The organism is Paraburkholderia sp. Ac-20336 (assembly GCF_017105025.1).
Taxonomy (GTDB): domain Bacteria; phylum Pseudomonadota; class Gammaproteobacteria; order Burkholderiales; family Burkholderiaceae; genus Paraburkholderia.
Genome location: NZ_JAAGPS010000152.1, coordinates 1 through 16655, shown reverse-complemented (window position 1 = coordinate 16655; position 16655 = coordinate 1). Strand labels below are relative to the sequence as shown.

Below are 16655 nucleotides of genomic sequence, written 5' to 3'. Positions count from 1 at the left end.
CGGTCACGGCCGCGCGCCTCGCGCCGAACGATTCGCAGCGCATCCAGCGCGCGCTCGAAGTGTTCATGCTGACCGGCCAGCCGATGGCGACGCTGCTCGCCGCGCCCGCGCGCATCGACGCTGCCGCGTCGGCCTGGCGCTTCGTGCCGATCGCGCTGGAGCCCTCCGAGCGCGGCGTACTGCACCAGCGTATCGAGCAGCGCTTCGACGCGATGCTTGCGCACGGTTTCGTCGATGAAGTCGCGAAGCTGCGCGCGCGCGGCGATCTGCTGCCCGAGATGCCGTCGATGCGTTGTGTCGGCTATCGGCAGGTGTGGGAATACCTCGACGGCGCGGTCGATTACCCAACCATGCGCGACAAGGGAGTCTTCGCGACGCGTCAGCTATGCAAGCGCCAGCTTACGTGGCTGCGCAGCATGACGGAGCGAAAGGTGGTGGATTGCTGCGATCCGCACGCAACGGCGCGGGTGGTGGAGTTGATCGAGGCACTGGCCTGAACAGCCGGGAGAGAAGGAAAACGCGAATCTGAAGAATCCGGAACCGGCTCTTCGAAGTTCAAACAAATAGTTCAAGCACATTCGAACCGACCTGAACAACCTTGAACCACCGCGGCCCGCGCGACGCCCTGAGGAAGCCGCGCGAACCGCCCAAACCTTAAAACCTTCAGACCACCACCGTCTGCGCTTCGCCGGCCGCGCTTGCGCGAACCGTGCCGATCTTCCAGACCTGCTCGCCCGCCGCGGACAGCGAACCGATTGCCGCCTCGGCATCCGCCGCCGCCACGATCACCGCCATGCCGATACCGCAGTTGAACACGCGGTGCATTTCCGCATCGGCGACACCGCCGTGCTTCTGCAGCCACGAGAACAGCGGCGGCAGCGGCCATGCGCGCTGATCGAGCTCGGCCGTCAGACCGTCGCGCAGCACGCGCGGAATGTTCTCGACGAGGCCGCCGCCCGTAATGTGCGCCATGCCCTTGACCTCGATCTGCTGCATCAGCGCGAGCAGCGGCTTCACGTAGATGCGCGTCGGCGCCATCAGCGCGTCGGCCAGCGTGCGGCCGTCGAACTCTGCGTTCAGATCGGGATTGGCGCGCTCGATGATCTTGCGCACCAGCGAGAAACCGTTCGAATGAATGCCGCTCGACGCGAGCCCGAGCACCACGTCGCCCGGAGCGATCTTGCTGCCGTCGATGATCTTGCTCTTTTCCACCGCGCCGACCGCGAAACCGGCCAGGTCGTATTCGCCGTCCGGGTACATGCCCGGCATTTCCGCCGTTTCGCCGCCGATCAGCGCGCAGCCCGACAGTTCGCAACCGTGCGCGATGCCTTTGACGACGGTGGCCGCCGTGCCGACTTCGAGCTTGCCGCAGGCGAAGTAGTCGAGAAAGAACAGCGGCTCGGCGCCCTGCACGAGGATGTCGTTGACGCTCATCGCGACGAGGTCCTGACCGACCGTGTCGTGGCGGTTCAGCTGGAACGCGAGGCGCAGCTTGGTGCCGACGCCGTCGGTACCGGACACGAGCACCGGCTCCTTGTACTTCTTCGGCACTTCGAACAGCGCGCCGAATCCGCCGATGCCGCCCAGCACGCCGTCGCGCAGAGTCTTCCTGGCAAAGGGCTTGATGGCGTCGACGAGGGCGTCGCCCGCATCGATGTCCACACCGGCGTCGCGATACGACAAACCTTGGGCCGAATCGGTTGAAGACGGGGTGGATTTCGGTTGATTCATGGGGAAGAGCTCGAAGGTCGGTAAAATGCGATTTTACCCGATGCCGGCCGCCTGGCTGGAATTCGCGCGTTCGACCCAGCCGGAAACGAGTTTGTCCTACGACACTCCGATTCCCGTGCCGCTACCACGCGCGATTCCATCCGCCGCGTTCGCGCGACGCGCGGCCCGGCAGCCCGGCGAGCACGCCCTGCAACCACTGAGCGCTGATTGACCCGCTTGATTGATGGGCTTGCTTGACGCATCAGGCCCCGAGGTTCGGGCCCGGTGCGGCCCGAGCCTTATTTTCGGCATTAATTCGGCATTAACCTACTGTGCTTCGTCAACTGACGCTCGATCTCGGCACCCCGCCGCCCTCGACATTCGACAATTTTTTCGCCGGCGCGAACGCCGAGCTGGTCACGCGTCTGCGCGAGCTCGACAACGCGCTCGCCGCCGGGCCGGTCGCCGATCGCACCTTCTACGTCTGGGGCGAAGCCGGCAGCGGCCGCACGCATCTGCTGCAGGCGCTCGTGCACGAAGCGCCGCCGGGCCATGCGCGCTTCGCCGGCCCGCAGAGCAGCCTCGCCGCGTTCGGCTTCGATCCGCGCGTCGCGCTCTATGCGATCGACGACTGCGATGCGCTGTCGGCCGCGCAGCAGATCGCCGTGTTCAACCTCTTCAACGAAGTACGCGCGCACCCGACCAGTGCGCTGGTCGCCGCGGGCAACGCGCCACCGATCGGCATGACCGTGCGCGAGGATCTGCGCACCCGGCTCGGCTGGGGTCTCGTGTTTCATCTCGCGCCGCTGCCCGACGACGCCAAGGCCGCGGTGCTCAAGCGAGCGGCACGCGAGCGCGGCATCATGCTCGCCGACGACGTGCCGGCCTACCTGCTCACGCATTTTCGCCGCGACATGCCGAGCCTGATGGCGCTGCTCGACGCGCTCGACCGCTTCTCGCTCGAACAGAAGCGCGCGGTCACGCTGCCGCTGTTGCGCACGATGCTCGCATCGCCCGGCGCGGACGAGCGGCGCGGCGCTTCCACGGGCTCCATTACCGGCCCGGCCGCAGGGGGGGCATCCGCTGCGCCAGCCTCATCCGCATCCGGCCCGGCCGCCGCGCACGAAGGCCCGGGCACCGGCGCGTCCCTGGCCGACCCGGCAGGTTCATACGCCGTCTCTCCCGCTTCAAGTAAAATAGGCCCCCATGGCTAACCTCGCACTCTTCGATCTCGACCACACGCTCATTCCCACCGACAGCGACCACGAATGGGGCCGCTTCATGGTGAAAAAAGGCATGGTCGACGCCGAAAATTTCGCCCGTGAAAACGACCGCTTCTACGCCGACTACAAAGCCGGCCAGCTCGACATTCACGCTTATCTGATCGCCATGCTGACGCCGCTCGCCAGGTACTCGCGCGCGCAGCTTACCGACCTTCACGCGCAGTACATGCACGAGGTCATCACGCCGGCCATCCTGCCGGCCGCGCTCGAACTCGTGAAGCAGCACCGCGAAGCGGGCGACCTCTGCTGCGTTGTCACCGCCACCAACGAATTCATCACGCGGCCGATCGCCCAGGCATTCGGCGTCGACGCGCTGATCGCCTGCGAGGCGGAAACCGTCGGCGGCGATCCGCACGGCGCTTACACGGGCCGCCCGACCGGCACGCCGAGCTACAAGGAAGGCAAGATCGTGCGCACCGAAATGTGGCTCGCCTCGCTCGGCAAGAACTGGAGCGACTTCGAGCACAGCTATTTCTATAGCGATTCGCACAACGACATCCCGCTGCTCGAAAAAGTCACCGATCCCATCGCGACCAATCCGGACGACACGTTGCGCGCCCATGCGCAAGCCAAAGGCTGGCGCATCCTCGAACTCTTTCAACCCTCGTGATCAAGAAACTCATTCGCAAGCTCTTCGGCCAGGACGCGGCGACCGCTGACGACACGCTCTCCGCCGAAACCCACGCCGAGGCCGGCGACGCCAAAGGCAACGCATCGGCGCGCGGCAAGTCCGGCGCCGGCACGAGCGCTTCCGGCACGGCCGCGAAGCCGCGCCGCAAATCCGCCGCGGCCGCCGCCAAAGCGCCGCGCGAACCGGACGCGCCCGTCATCATTCCGCACGACGTGCACGGCATCGACCCCACGCTGATCTCGCGCAACGCGATCCGCGTCACCGAAGGTCTGCAACAGGCGGGCTACCGTGCGTTCATCGTCGGCGGTGCGGTGCGCGACCTGCTGCTCGGCGTGAAACCGAAAGACTTCGACGTCGCGACCGACGCGACGCCCGAACAGGTGCAGAAGCTGTTCCGCCGCGCTCGCATCATCGGCCGGCGCTTCCAGATCGTGCACGTGCAGTTCGGCCAGGAAATCATCGAGACCTCGACGTTCCGCGCGCTCGTCGATCCGCCCGCGGCCGACGCCGCGCCGCCGAAGCGCCTGAAGCGCGACGAGCTCGACCGCCGCACCCATGCGGTCGACGCGAGCGGCCGCGTGCTGCGCGACAACGTCTGGGGCGAACAGCACGAAGACGCCACGCGCCGCGACTTCACGATCAACGCGATGTACTACGATCCGGCCACGCAAACCGTGCTGGACTACCACAACGGCATGGCCGACATCCGCGCACGCCTGCTGCGCATGATCGGCGACCCGGCCACGCGCTATCGCGAAGACCCGGTGCGCATGCTGCGCGTCGTGCGTTTCGCCGCCAAGCTCGGCTTCGAGATCGACGACGCAACGCGCGCGCCGATCAAGAAGATGGCCGACCTCATCAACAACGTACCCGCCGCGCGTCTGTTCGACGAGATGCTCAAGCTCATGCTGTCGGGTCACGCGCTCGCATGCCTGAAGCGGCTGCGCCAGGAAGGCCTTCATCACGGACTGCTGCCGCTGCTCGACGTCGTGCTCGAACAGCCGACCGGCGAGAAATTCATCTCGCTCGCTCTCTCCAGCACCGACGCGCGCGTGCTGGCCGGCAAGCCGGTCTCGCCGGGCTTCCTGTTCGCGACGCTGCTGTGGCACGACGTGCAGCAGCGCTGGCAGAAATTCGAGGCCGAAGGCGAGTACCCGGTGCCCGCGCTGCATCGCGCGATGGACGAAGTGCTCGACATGCAAACCGAGAAACTCGCGATCCACAAGCGCTTCTCGGCCGACATGCGCGAGATCTGGGGCCTGCAGCTGCGCCTCGAAAAACGTTCGGGCCGCAGCGCGCTGAAGCTGCTGGAACACCAAAGATTTAGAGCGGGGTATGATTTCCTCCTGTTGCGCTGCGCCTCGGGCGAACTCGACGAGTCGGCCGGCGCATGGTGGACGGAGTTCATCGAAGGAGACGCCGCCGCGCGCGAGACATTGCTCACGCAAGGCGGGAAGGACCGGAGCCCCAGAAAACGCCGGCGGCGCGGAGGCGCCAGAAACCGCAAATCAGGTGACGGAATGGAGGGCGGCACACCAGCCGAACGCACGGACAACGACGCGGGCCACACAGGCTCGCACGAAGACTGACGCGGCGTTCGCGGAAGCCGTCGAACGATAGTTGCAGGAAGTTATGCCATGACGGTTGCTTATCTTGGTCTCGGCGCGAATCTCGGGGACGCGCGTCAGACCCTGAAAGACGCGGTGGTGTGCCTCGCACAACAGCACACCATCACCGTGCTCGCCAAATCGAGCCTGTATCGCACCGCCCCGATCGACGCGGGCGGCGACGACTATTTCAACTGCGTCGTGAAGCTCGAAACGACGCTCCCCGTGCGGCATCTGCTCGCGCTGTGCCACAAGATCGAGCATCACTTCGGCCGCGAGCGGCCGTTTCGCAACGCCCCGCGCACGCTCGACCTCGACATCCTGCTGTACGGCGATCAGTCGATCGACGAAGCCGATCTGATCGTGCCGCATCCGCGTCTCGTGGAGCGCGCATTCGCGCTCGTGCCGCTCGTCGAAATCGACGCGGCGATCATCATTCCGCAACATGGGCGCGCTAGCGCGCTGCTCGAACATGTCCGCGATCAGCGCATCGAAAAGATGAAGGGGCCGTGCCAGTGCCCGATGCTCAACGCGCTGAACGGCGACGGTTCCGCCGATAAGGGCCGCTGCGAATGAGTTCGCCGCCGCTCACGGTCACCGCGCCGCAACTACGTCCGCCGTTCGGCTATCTCGCGATCGAAGGGCCGATCGGCGTCGGCAAGACCTCGCTCGCGCGGCGCCTCGCGCAACGCTGGTCGATGCAGGAGCTGTTCGAGCGCCCGCACGAGAATCCGTTTCTGGAACGCTTCTATCGCGATACCGCGCGCTACGCGCTGCCGGTGCAACTGCACTTCGCGCTGCAACGCGCGCAGCAGGCGCACGAAGTGAGCGCGGCGCAGGCCACCGGCACGCCGCTCGTCGCCGACTTTCTCACGCAGAAAAACGACATCTTCGCGCGTCTCACCTTGCAGGAAGACGAGTGGCAGCTATATCGCGCGCTCGCCGCCCGGCTCGACGTCAGCGCGCCCGCGCCGGACTTCGTCGTCTATCTGCAGGCGAGCCCCGAGGTGCTGTTCGCGCGCATCCAGAAGCGCGCGGTGCCGATGGAACTGCAGATTTCCGACGCCTATCTGCGCGCGCTCTGCGACGCATACAACGAGTTCTTCTACCACTACGACCACACGCCCGTGCTGACGGTCAACGCCGAGCACCTGAATCCACTCGACTCCGATGCGGACCTCGCGCTGCTCGCCGAACGCATCGAGACGATGCGCGGCCGCAAGGAATTCTTCGTCAAAGGCACCTCGCTCTAAGCGGGCTCGGCCATTTCTTTTTCCATTGGATTAACCATGACCTATTTGCAGGAAGCGAGCCGGAGCGCCATCACCGTGCCGAAACTGCAGGCAATGCGCGACGCCGGCGAAAAAATCGCGATGCTCACCTGCTACGACGCGAGTTTTTCCGCGCTGCTCGACCGCGCGGGCGTCGACGTGCTGCTGATCGGCGACTCGCTCGGCAACGTGCTGCAAGGCCAGACCACCACGCTGCCGGTGTCGCTTGCCGACATCGCGTATCACACGGCGAGCGTCGCACGCGCGCGGCCGTCGGCGCTGATCGTTGCCGACATGCCGTTCGGCACGTACGGCACGCCGGAAGACGCGTTCAGAAGCGCGGTCGAACTGATGCGCGCGGGCGCGCAGATGGTCAAGCTCGAAGGCGGCGAATGGCTCGCGGGCACGGTGCGTCATCTGGTCGAGCGTTCGGTTCCGGTGTGCGCGCACGTCGGGCTCACGCCGCAGTCGGTGCATGCGTTCGGCGGCTTCAAGGTGCAGGGCAAGACCGAAGCGGCGGCGAGCCAGTTGCTGCGCGATTCGCTCGCGGTACAGGAAGCCGGCGCGCAGCTGATCGTGATGGAAGCGATTCCGTCGCCACTCGCGAGCGAGGTCACGAAGCAGTTGCGCATTCCGACGATCGGCATCGGTGCGGGGCTCGACTGCTCGGGTCAGGTGCTCGTGCTGCACGACATGCTCGGGATTTTCCCCGGCAAGCGTCCGCGCTTCGTGAAGGATTTCATGCAGGGGCAGCCGAGCATTCAGGCGGCGGTCGAGACGTATGTGCGGGCGGTGAAAGAGGGAGCGTTTCCAAGCGCCGAGCACACGTTCTGATGCAGCGCTTCTGTTGAAATTTCAGTGTGCTTCGCCGCGGTACCGCGCGCTCGCGCGGTGCTCCGCTTCGCGCTCTAGCGAACGACCCGCGCCGGCACCGCGCCGCGCAATGCGTTGCAGACCAGCAGCGCCTCGGCATTCAGCACGTCGATCTGGGTCAGTACTCTTTCTCCGGCCTGCAGGCCCGCCGCCGCCTCGAGCAACACGCTCCGCATCACGCCTGGCAGCACGCCCGATTCGAGCGGCGGCGTCCACCATTGCCCCGCGAGCTTCACGAATACGTTCGAGCGGCCGCCTTCGGTCAGCTCACCGCGTTCGTTGAAGAACAGCGTATCGAATGCGCCCTTCGCTTCGGCTTCACGCCAGCCGCGGTCGTAGCCGGCGCGGCGGGTGGTCTTGTGGCGCAGCAGCGGATCGTTCGCCTGCGTCGGCGCGAACTGCTGTTCGGCGCCGAGCAGAACGCCGACGGTCGACTCCGTCAACGGCGTGAGCACCGCGGCCGTGATCTGCACCGTGCCGCTCTTGCTCAATGCGAGCCGCACGCGATGCGGCGTTTGTCCGGGCAGCGCCGCACACTGTGCGTCGATCTGCTCGCGAATGCCGGCTTCGTCGAAACCAAAGCCGAACGTCGCCGCACTCGACGACAGGCGCCGCAGATGGCGCGCCAGATGCCGCACGCCGTCTTCCCGCGTCGCGTACATCGTTTCGAAAAGTTCGAAGCCCGGCTCCGCGCCGGTCAGAAAACGTGCTTTCAATTGGCACTCCGCATGTTCGTCGGCGGCGACGCTGTCGAGAACGATACCCGCGCCGATGCCCATGCTGCCGCGGAAACAGGCGGCGTCGCCCGCTTGCGTTTGCGCGGATGGGCTCAGCGTTAGCGTACGGATGGCGACCGAGAGACAGAAGTCGCCGCACAAGGACGTGTTCGCGGCCGCCTCTGCGTGGGTAACGGTGGCGTGCGTAACGGCACCCGACTGCGCGCTGTCAGCATTCGCAAAAGGCGCATCGAGCCAGCCGATCGCGCCCGTATACAACCCGCGCGGCGTGCTTTCGAGTTCGTCGATCAATTGCATCGTGCGATGCTTCGGCGCGCCGGTAATCGAGCCGCACGGAAACAGCGCGCGCAGGATCGTGGCAAACGACGTGCCGCCTTGCAACGTCGCGACCACCGTCGACGTCATCTGCCAGACCGACGCATACGGCTCGACCGAGAACAGCGCCGGCACCTTGACCGAACCGGTCTGGGCGACGCGCGAAAGGTCGTTGCGCAACAGATCGACGATCATCACGTTCTCGGCGCGGTTTTTCGGATCGTTGGCGAGAAACTCGGCGGTCCACTGGTCAGCGGATGGATCGTGCGAGCGCGGCGCCGTGCCCTTCATCGGCCGCGCGCGCAACGTCGCGCCCTGCTTCTCGACGAACAGTTCCGGCGAGCACGACAACACCCAGCCGCCGCCCGGCAATGCGGCAAGCGCACCGAACGGCACCGGCTGGCGCGCGCGCAAGCGCCGATACAACGCCACCGGCGGCCCGAATACGTCGAAGCCGAGCCGGTACGTGTAGTTGACCTGATAGGAATCGCCCGCGCGCAGGGCGGCGTGAATCGCCTCGATCGCCGCGTTGAACTGCGTGGAATCGACACTCGCGCGCACGTTCGCCGTGCCCGCGACCGAAGGCTCGAGAGCGTCGTTGTCGCGCGCGATCAGCCATGCATCGAGTTCTTCGCGCGAAAGCCTCGCACAGCGCTCGAACAATAAAAAACGCAGCGCGGCATTGCCACACTGCGTTTCCGAAGACCGGCGCGCATCGAGACCCATGAGCGCGCGGCCGAATTCATAGTCGGCGAGCACGACGGCATGCAAACCGCTGCGCGTGTCCGCGACGACGCTTGCGCACACGGCGTCGAGCAGCGCGGCATCCGCGCAGACCCGCTCATGCACAAAACCCGTGTACAGACGACTCGAACGGCGCGCCGCCGTTGCGCCGCAATCGTCGAGCAGCGCGAATACCGCGCCGCGCTCATCCGCCGTCATGCTTATCGCCGAATCGGACTGCGATTAATCGAAGAAACTCTTCACCCGATCAAACCAGCTCTTGCTCTGCGGGCTGTGCCGCGCCCCGCCTTCCACGAGCGCCTTCTCGAACTGCTTGAGCAGATCGCGCTGCGTGTCGGTGAGCTTGACCGGCGTTTCGACCTGCACGTGCACATACAGATCGCCGGCGATGCTCGAGCGCAAGCCCTTGATACCCTTGCCGCGCAGACGGAACGTCTTGCCCGACTGCGTGCCTTCCGGCACCGTGAAGCTCGCGCGGCCCGCGAGCGTCGGCACTTCGATCTCGCCGCCGAGCGCCGCCGTGGTGAACGGAATCGGCATCTGGCAATGCAGGTCGTCGCCGTCGCGCTCGAACACCGAATGCTGCTTGATGTGAATCTCGACGTACAGATCGCCCGACGGACCGCCGTTGATGCCCGGCTCGCCGTTGCCGGCCGAGCGGATGCGCATGCCGTCGTCGATACCGGCCGGAATCTTCACTTCCAGCGTCTTGGTTTCCTTCACCTTGCCCGCGCCGTGGCAGTGACCGCACGGATCGGGAATATACGTGCCGGTGCCGTGGCACTTCGGGCAAGTCTGCTGGATGCTGAAAAAGCCCTGCGACATGCGCACCGAGCCCGAGCCGCTACAGGTCGGGCAGGTTTCCGGCTTGGTGCCGGGCTTCGCGCCCGAACCGTGACAGACTTCGCACGAAACCCAGCTCGGCACGCGGATTTGCGTGTCGTAGCCATGCGCGGCCTGTTCGAGCGTGATTTCCATGCTGTAGCGCAGATCGGCGCCGCGATACACCTGCGGACCGGCACGGCCGCCGCCGCGTGCGGCGCCCCCGGCCGCCTGGCCGAAGATATCGCCGAAAATATCGCCGAATGCATCGGCAAAACCGCCGAAGCCTTGGGCGCCGGCCCCACCCATGTTCGGATCGACGCCCGCGTGGCCGTACTGGTCGTACGCGGCACGCTTTTGCGAGTCCGACAGCATTTCATAGGCTTCCTTCACTTCCTTGAAATGCTCTTCCGCATCCTTGTTGCCCGGGTTGCGGTCGGGGTGGTGCTTCATCGCGAGCTTGCGATAAGCCTTCTTGATTTCGTCGTCGCTCGCGTTCTTTGCGACGCCCAGAACCTCGTAGTAATCCCGTTTCGCCATATCGGTTCAACGCCACCCGCGCAATGCGGCGCGGTAGCTCCTTTTGAATGCTGGAGTCTCACGACTCGTCCGGCCGTTGTTTTCACCCGCTTCGACGCGACTCAAAACAACGCCCTCCATAAAACAAATGTGCCCGGAGAGCCGAAAAGGCTCGCCAGGCGCGATAACCGCTCTTGCACTCAGACCGTCCGAAAGGACGCCGTTTTTTGTGCAGCCGGGCCGCGCACATTGCTGTGCGCGGCTTTACGGTCGGATGACGACCTGGCTTTAGTCCTTCTTCACTTCCTTGAACTCGGCGTCGACCACGTCGTCGGCCTGCTGGCTCGCGCCCGCCGATGCACCGGCACCCGCCGCCGCACCCGCTGCTGCCGCTTCGGCACCTTGCGCAGCCTGCATGTCGGCGTACATCTTCTCGCCCATCTTCTGCGAGGCGGTAGCCACGGCTTCGATCTTCGCTTCGATCGCGGCCTTGTCGCTCGACGCGTTCTTCAGCGTGTCTTCGAGGTCCTTCAGCGCGGTTTCGATCGTTTCCTTCTCGCCGGCTTCCAGCTTGTCGCCGTATTCGGTGAGCGCCTTCTTCGTGCTGTGAACAAGCGCGTCACCCTGGTTGCGGGCGTCGGCCAGCTCACGCAGCTTGTGATCTTCTTCCGCGTTCGCTTCGGCGTCCTTCACCATCTTCTCGATTTCGGCTTCGGACAGGCCCGAGTTCGCCTTGATCGTGATGCGGTTTTCCTTGCCGGTCGCCTTGTCCTTCGCGCCGACGTGCAGAATGCCGTTCGCGTCGATGTCGAAGCTCACTTCGATCTGCGGCACGCCGCGCGGGGCCGGCGGAATGCCTTCGAGGTTGAACTCGCCGAGCAGCTTGTTGCCCGCTGCCATTTCGCGTTCGCCCTGGAACACCTTGATCGTCACGGCGCTCTGATTGTCGTCAGCCGTCGAGTAGACCTGCGCGTGCTTGGTCGGGATCGTGGTGTTCTTGTTGATCATCTTCGTCATCACGCCGCCGAGCGTTTCGATGCCGAGCGACAACGGAGTCACGTCGAGCAGCAGCACGTCCTTGCGGTCGCCCGACAGCACCTGGCCCTGGATCGCGGCACCGACGGCCACGGCTTCGTCCGGGTTCACGTCGCGGCGCGGTTCCTTGCCGAAAAACTCCTTCACCTTATCCTGCACCTTCGGCATGCGGGTCATGCCGCCAACCAGGATCACGTCGTCGATTTCGCCGACCTTCACGCCCGCGTCCTTGATCGCGACACGGCACGGCTCGATCGTGCGTTCGATCAGCTCTTCGACCAGCGCTTCCAGCTTGGCGCGCGTGATCTTCAGGTTCAGGTGCTTCGGACCCGACGCGTCGGCCGTGATGTACGGCAGGTTGATTTCGGTCTGCTGGCTCGACGACAGTTCGATCTTCGCCTTTTCAGCCGATTCCTTCAGGCGCTGCAGCGCGAGCACGTCTTTCGACAGATCGACGCCCTGCTCTTTCTTGAACTCGCCGATGATGTAGTCGATGATGCGCTGGTCGAAGTCTTCGCCGCCGAGGAACGTATCGCCGTTCGTGGAGAGCACTTCGAACTGCTTCTCACCGTCGACGTCGGCGATTTCGATGATCGACACGTCGAACGTGCCGCCGCCCAGGTCGTACACCGCGATCTTGCGGTCGCCCTTTTCGGCCTTGTCCAGACCGAACGCGAGAGCCGCAGCGGTCGGTTCGTTGATGATGCGCTTGACTTCCAGACCGGCGATGCGGCCCGCGTCCTTGGTCGCTTGACGCTGGCTGTCGTTGAAGTACGCCGGCACCGTGATCACGGCTTCCGTAACCGGCTCGCCGAGGTAGTCCTCAGCGGTTTTCTTCATCTTGCGCAGCACTTCGGCGGAGATTTGCGGCGGAGCGAGCTTCTGATCGCGCACTTCGACCCATGCGTCGCCGTTGTCGGCCTTCATGATCCTGTACGGCATCAGGCCGATGTCCTTCTGCACTTCCTTCTCTTCGAAGCGGCGGCCGATCAGGCGCTTGACCGCGTACAGCGTGTTCTTCGGGTTCGTGACCGACTGACGCTTGGCCGGCGCGCCAACGAGGATCTCGCTATCTTCCATGTAAGCGATGATCGACGGCGTGGTGCGCGCGCCTTCCGAGTTCTCGATCACCTTGACCGAGTTGCCTTCCATGATCGCCACGCACGAATTGGTCGTGCCGAGGTCGATGCCGATGATTTTGCCCATTTTTACTAATCTCCTGACTTTGATCGCTGCGGGAAGCGCCCGGTTGGCCCATCCGGCCCGAAGGCGCCCCGCTCTCAATTCATACCTGCACTCAAAATAAGTGCGGCCACATCGTTTTCAAGACCTCTTTTACGATGCGGTCTTTAAATTTTTTCAATCACGGGACTACCGCCCGAGCGAAACCGCGCGGCGCTTACTTCGGTGCCGCAACGGTCACGAGCGCGGGACGCAGCACGCGATCGGCGATCACGAAGCCCTTCTGCAACACCGCGACGACGGTGTTCGGCTCCTGGTCGGCCGGCACCATCGAGATAGCCTGGTGGCGATGCGGGTCGAACTTCTCCCCGACCGGATTGATGGCGACGACGCGGCCCTTCTCGAGCGCGCCGCTCAATTGACGCAGCGTGAGTTCGACGCCTTCGCGAACCTTCTGCAGGTCGTCCGACGAATGGGCGACGGCCGCTTCGAGGCTGTCGATCACCGGCAGCAGATGCTCGGCGAAGCTCTCGATCGCAAACTTGTGCGCCTTGGTGATGTCTTCCTGAGCGCGACGGCGCACGTTCTCGGTTTCGGCCTTCGCGCGCAGGAAGCTTTCCTGCAACTCGGCGATCTTCGCCTGAGCGTCGGCCAGCGCCTGCTCGCCGGCTGCCGGCGCTTCGGCGCCCGCGGCGGCTTCCTGCGGGGCGGCTGCGGCCTCGGCGGCCTGGCGCGCGGCTTCGTCGGCGGGCGTGGGAGTCTGGCTCGTCGGGTTCTCTTGCGTGTTTTCCATGTCGCTGAAAGTCGTTAAAAAGTAAAAACCAACGGTGACGCAAACACACGACACGCGTCGGGATTTGTGCGTTGCAAAATCGCGACACGCGCGTTCGCGCGCAACCGCATACAAAACTGCAGATGGGGCCGCAAAGAGCCGTTTCAAGCGGCTCTCGGGGCTCTTTTCGCACCACCGGTGTGCAGGCGAAATGCGCCGTAACAACCGTTAACGTGGCGCAATCAGATAGGGATTGAGTGCGGCCGGCAACTGGCCTATTCTCCACTCATACATCGGAAACGCCACGTTAACCCTAATCTAACGTAGACCTTACCGACGTCTGACAGTTGTACCTATTCAGCCCGTTTCAATCTTCCCAAGGGGAGTACCGTGAAACTGACCTTTGCAATCGGGGTGGTCGCACTGGTACTGATCGCGGGTACCACGACCATCTGTATGTCCGGTGCGGTCAACGACCACACCACCGAATACGGCGGCGTGCACGCCACGATGGAACAGTTCTTCAATCCTCACCTGAAAATCTGTCGATAGAGCGCCGGTCGCGCTTGGTCGGCCGCCCGTGCAACGCGGCGGCCGGCTCGCGATAGATCCTGCGCCGCTCCTGCTCGACCTGCCGCTTCAGCCTGCTTTCTTCGGTCTCTACATAAAGCGTCTGCGCGACGCTCGCCGGGCCGCGCACGTCGCACACGCCCAGCACTTCCACCTGCCACACGACCCGTTCGATCTCGATCTCGACGAAGTCGCCGACGCGCACGTCCTTCGCCGGCTTCACCGCCGCTCCGCCGATGCGTACCCGCCCCTTCTCGACGGCGTCCGCGGCCAGCGAACGCGTCTTGAAAAAACGCGCCGCCCACAGCCATTTGTCGATGCGCAGCTTCGCGCCCGGTTCGGTTGAAATGCGGTAATTCATCGGCGTCTTCACGCTCCCGTGGTGTGCGGCACCGGCACCGCCTGCACTGGCCAGCCCTGCAGATTCTGCGCGACGATTTCGCCAAGCGCGGCGATCCACGGCGGCGACGCGTTCAGACAAGCGATCCGGTGAAACTCCTTGCCGCCCGCATGCAGAAACTCGTCGCGCACTTCCATGCCGATTTCCTCGATCGTTTCGAGGCAGTCGGCGGTAAAGCCCGGACAGAACACGTCGGCGCGCCGCACGCCCGCCGCGCCGAGTTCCTTCAGCGTGGGCGCCGTATAGGGCTGCAGCCACTCGGCCTTGCCGAAGCGCGACTGGAACGTGATGCGGCACTCGACCGGCGTGAGTCCGAGCGCCTGCATCAGCAGCGCGCCGGTTTGCTGGCATTGCTCGTGGTAGGGGTCGCCGAGATCGAGCGTGCGCTTGGGCACGCCGTGAAAACTGAACACGAGCTTGTCGCCGGCCGCGAAGTCGGGACGGCCATGCTGATGCCAGTACTGATGCACCTGCGCGGCGAGCGCCGCGATGTACGCCGAATGATCGGCGTACTGACGCACCGTGCGGATTTCCGGCTGGTTGCGCATGCGCTTGAGCGCGGAGAAGGCGTCGTCGAAAGCGGTGGCCGTGGTCGACGCCGAGTATTGCGGATACATCGGCATCAGCAGCACGCGCTCGGCGCCCGCGAGCTTCAACTGATTCAGCATCGCCGGAATGCCGGGCGTGCCGTAGCGCATCGCGTAGTCGACGAGCACCGTGTAGTCGTTCACTTGCAGCAGATGGCGCAAGCCTTCCACCTGCTTTTCCGTATGCACGCGCAGCGGGGAGCCCTCGGGCATCCAGACCGCCGCGTACTTCTTCGCGGAACTGCGGCCGCGAAACGGCAAAATCAGCAGACGCAGAATGAACTGCCAGAGCAACGCCGGAATTTCGACCACGCGCGGATCGGACAGAAACTGCGCGAGATAACGGCGCACCGCGCGCGGCGTCGGCGCGTCGGGCGTGCCGAGGTTGATCAGCAACACGGCGACGCGATGCGACGAAGCGTTCTGGGAGGGCCGCTCGAGGTCGAAGCGCATAGGCAGCGGAAGTCGCCGCATGACGCGGCAAATCGATTCAATGGGGATTCATTATAGCGGCGCGGGTCGGGCGAGGCGTCGCCAGGCGCCCCTGGCCGTTCGGCCGATTGGCAGGCCGCGCGCCATGACGCATCATGGCCGGCACGGGCTGCGCTGACGGCAGCGCGGCAAACCGGAGGAACGGCTGCCGGATGATTGCCGGGCTGATTACTGCTGACTCAGCGTCAGCGAGAGCAGGCGCGCGGTGATGTCGACGATCGGAATCACGCGGTTGTAGGCCATGCGGGTCGGGCCGATCACGCCAAGCGTGCCGACGATCTTGCCGTTCACCTCGTACGGCGCGGTGACCACGCTCATTTCCTCGATCGGCACGAGATTCGATTCGCCGCCGATGAAAATCTGCACGCCCGCCGCGTGACTCGACACGTCGAGCAACTGAAGGAGGCTGGTTTTCTGGTCGAACACGTCGAACAGCTTGCGCAGGCGCGCCATGTCCGACGAAAGATCGGCGACTTCGAGCAGATTGCGCTCGCCCGAGATCAGCACGGTCTCGCCGGTGTCGGATTCGTCGGTGCTGGCGGTGACGGCCGCGTGCATCAGCGAGGTCATGTCGCCGCGCAGTTCGTCGATTTCCTCGCGCAGGCGGCGGCGCACTTCGTCGAACGAAAGGCCGGCGAAATGCGCGTTGATGTAGTTGGAGGCCTCGACCAGTTGCGACGGCGAGAAGTCGCGCTGGGTCGCGAGCATGCGGTTCTGCACGTCGCCTTCGGGCGTCACGATGATGAGCAGGATGCGCTTGTCGGACAGGCGCATGAACTCGATCTGCTTGAATACGTGGCTGCGGCGCGGCGTGAGCACGACGCCGGCGAACTGCGAGAGGCTCGACAGCACGCTCGCCGCCGCAGCGACGATCTTCTGCGGCTCGCCCACCTGCAGCGTGGTCTTGACCGTGCGCATCACGGCCTCTTCGTCCGCGGCGGATTCGACCGTCAGCATCGTATCGACGAAAAGCCGGTAGCCGCGCGGCGTCGGAATGCGCCCCGCCGACGTGTGCGGACTGATCACGAGCCCCAGTTCCTCGAGGTCCGACATCACGTTGCGGATCGTGGCCGGGCTCAGTTCGAGGCCCGAATAACGTGACAGA

Annotated in this window: 15 protein-coding genes and 1 pseudogene; 8 read left to right on the top strand and 8 right to left on the bottom strand. The window is 64.9% G+C overall.

All coding sequences use genetic code 11. The annotated features are described in order from the left end of the window. Nucleotides 1-497 (top strand): tRNA dimethylallyltransferase (locus GXB81_RS27305; RefSeq protein ID WP_277396812.1); only part of this gene is annotated, 497 nt, incomplete at its 5' end. A gap of 166 nt (nucleotides 498-663) precedes the next feature. Here the strand turns inward: GXB81_RS27305 and purM are convergent. Beyond that, entirely contained in the window at nucleotides 664-1731 is a 1068-nt protein-coding gene (purM, locus tag GXB81_RS27300) for a phosphoribosylformylglycinamidine cyclo-ligase (protein ID WP_167036058.1), read from the bottom strand. Between the two features lie 311 nt (nucleotides 1732-2042). Here purM and hda point away from each other — a divergent pair. From hda to panB, 6 genes and pseudogenes are all read left to right on the top strand, one after another. After that, nucleotides 2043-2726, top strand: a pseudogene (gene hda, locus GXB81_RS27295) (DnaA regulatory inactivator Hda); the annotation flags it as partial. A gap of 190 nt (nucleotides 2727-2916) precedes the next feature. Beyond that, the gene (locus GXB81_RS27290) at nucleotides 2917-3603 is read left to right on the top strand and encodes an HAD family hydrolase (RefSeq protein WP_205990822.1); all 687 of its coding nucleotides are present in this window, start codon (nucleotides 2917-2919) and stop codon (nucleotides 3601-3603) included. After that, the gene (gene pcnB / locus GXB81_RS27285; RefSeq protein ID WP_167036050.1) at nucleotides 3600-5213 is read left to right on the top strand and encodes a polynucleotide adenylyltransferase PcnB; all 1614 of its coding nucleotides are present in this window, start codon (nucleotides 3600-3602) and stop codon (nucleotides 5211-5213) included. Before GXB81_RS27290 ends, pcnB begins: the two co-directional genes overlap by 4 nt. A gap of 48 nt (nucleotides 5214-5261) precedes the next feature. After that, nucleotides 5262-5807, top strand: a complete 546-nt coding sequence (gene folK, locus GXB81_RS27280) for a 2-amino-4-hydroxy-6-hydroxymethyldihydropteridine diphosphokinase (RefSeq protein ID WP_205990821.1) — start codon at nucleotides 5262-5264, stop codon at nucleotides 5805-5807. Beyond that, on the top strand, nucleotides 5804-6484 hold the full coding sequence (locus GXB81_RS27275) for a deoxynucleoside kinase (RefSeq protein ID WP_205990820.1): 681 nt from the start codon (nucleotides 5804-5806) through the stop codon (nucleotides 6482-6484). Before folK ends, GXB81_RS27275 begins: the two co-directional genes overlap by 4 nt. A 36-nt stretch (nucleotides 6485-6520) precedes the next feature. Further along, nucleotides 6521-7336 (top strand): 3-methyl-2-oxobutanoate hydroxymethyltransferase, encoded by an 816-nt coding sequence (gene panB / locus GXB81_RS27270; RefSeq protein ID WP_167036041.1) that lies wholly within the window; start codon nucleotides 6521-6523, stop codon nucleotides 7334-7336. Nucleotides 7337-7410: 74 nt separating this feature from the next. Here panB and GXB81_RS27265 read toward each other — a convergent pair whose 3' ends face one another. From GXB81_RS27265 to grpE, 4 genes are all read right to left on the bottom strand, one after another. Beyond that, on the bottom strand, nucleotides 7411-9369 hold the full coding sequence (locus GXB81_RS27265) for a bifunctional anthranilate synthase component I family protein/class IV aminotransferase (protein WP_205990819.1): 1959 nt from the start codon (nucleotides 9367-9369) through the stop codon (nucleotides 7411-7413). A gap of 24 nt (nucleotides 9370-9393) precedes the next feature. Further along, a complete protein-coding gene (gene dnaJ, locus GXB81_RS27260) occupies nucleotides 9394-10533 on the bottom strand; it encodes a molecular chaperone DnaJ (protein ID WP_167036035.1) in 1140 nt (379 codons plus the stop codon). 267 nt (nucleotides 10534-10800) lie between these two features. Then, nucleotides 10801-12753, bottom strand: coding sequence for a molecular chaperone DnaK (gene dnaK / locus GXB81_RS27255; protein ID WP_167036032.1), 1953 nt, complete (start codon nucleotides 12751-12753; stop codon nucleotides 10801-10803). A gap of 193 nt (nucleotides 12754-12946) precedes the next feature. Next, the gene (gene grpE / locus GXB81_RS27250; protein ID WP_167036029.1) at nucleotides 12947-13522 is read right to left on the bottom strand and encodes a nucleotide exchange factor GrpE; all 576 of its coding nucleotides are present in this window, start codon (nucleotides 13520-13522) and stop codon (nucleotides 12947-12949) included. Nucleotides 13523-13891: 369 nt separating this feature from the next. On the opposite strand from grpE, the gene GXB81_RS27245 reads away from it, so the two are divergent. Beyond that, complete coding sequence (locus GXB81_RS27245; protein ID WP_162842037.1) at nucleotides 13892-14053, top strand: hypothetical protein; 162 nt, start codon at nucleotides 13892-13894, stop codon at nucleotides 14051-14053. Here the strand turns inward: GXB81_RS27245 and GXB81_RS27240 are convergent. From GXB81_RS27240 to hrcA, 3 genes are all read right to left on the bottom strand, one after another. Further along, on the bottom strand, nucleotides 14025-14432 hold the full coding sequence (locus GXB81_RS27240) for an RNA-binding S4 domain-containing protein (protein WP_167036026.1): 408 nt from the start codon (nucleotides 14430-14432) through the stop codon (nucleotides 14025-14027). The two genes, GXB81_RS27245 and GXB81_RS27240, sit on opposite strands and share 29 nt — an antisense overlap. A gap of 8 nt (nucleotides 14433-14440) precedes the next feature. Further along, the gene (gene hemH, locus GXB81_RS27235) at nucleotides 14441-15511 is read right to left on the bottom strand and encodes a ferrochelatase (RefSeq protein ID WP_205990823.1); all 1071 of its coding nucleotides are present in this window, start codon (nucleotides 15509-15511) and stop codon (nucleotides 14441-14443) included. Between the two features lie 207 nt (nucleotides 15512-15718). Further along, on the bottom strand, nucleotides 15719-16655 hold a 937-nt coding region (hrcA, locus tag GXB81_RS27230), incomplete at its 5' end, for a heat-inducible transcriptional repressor HrcA (protein ID WP_205990818.1).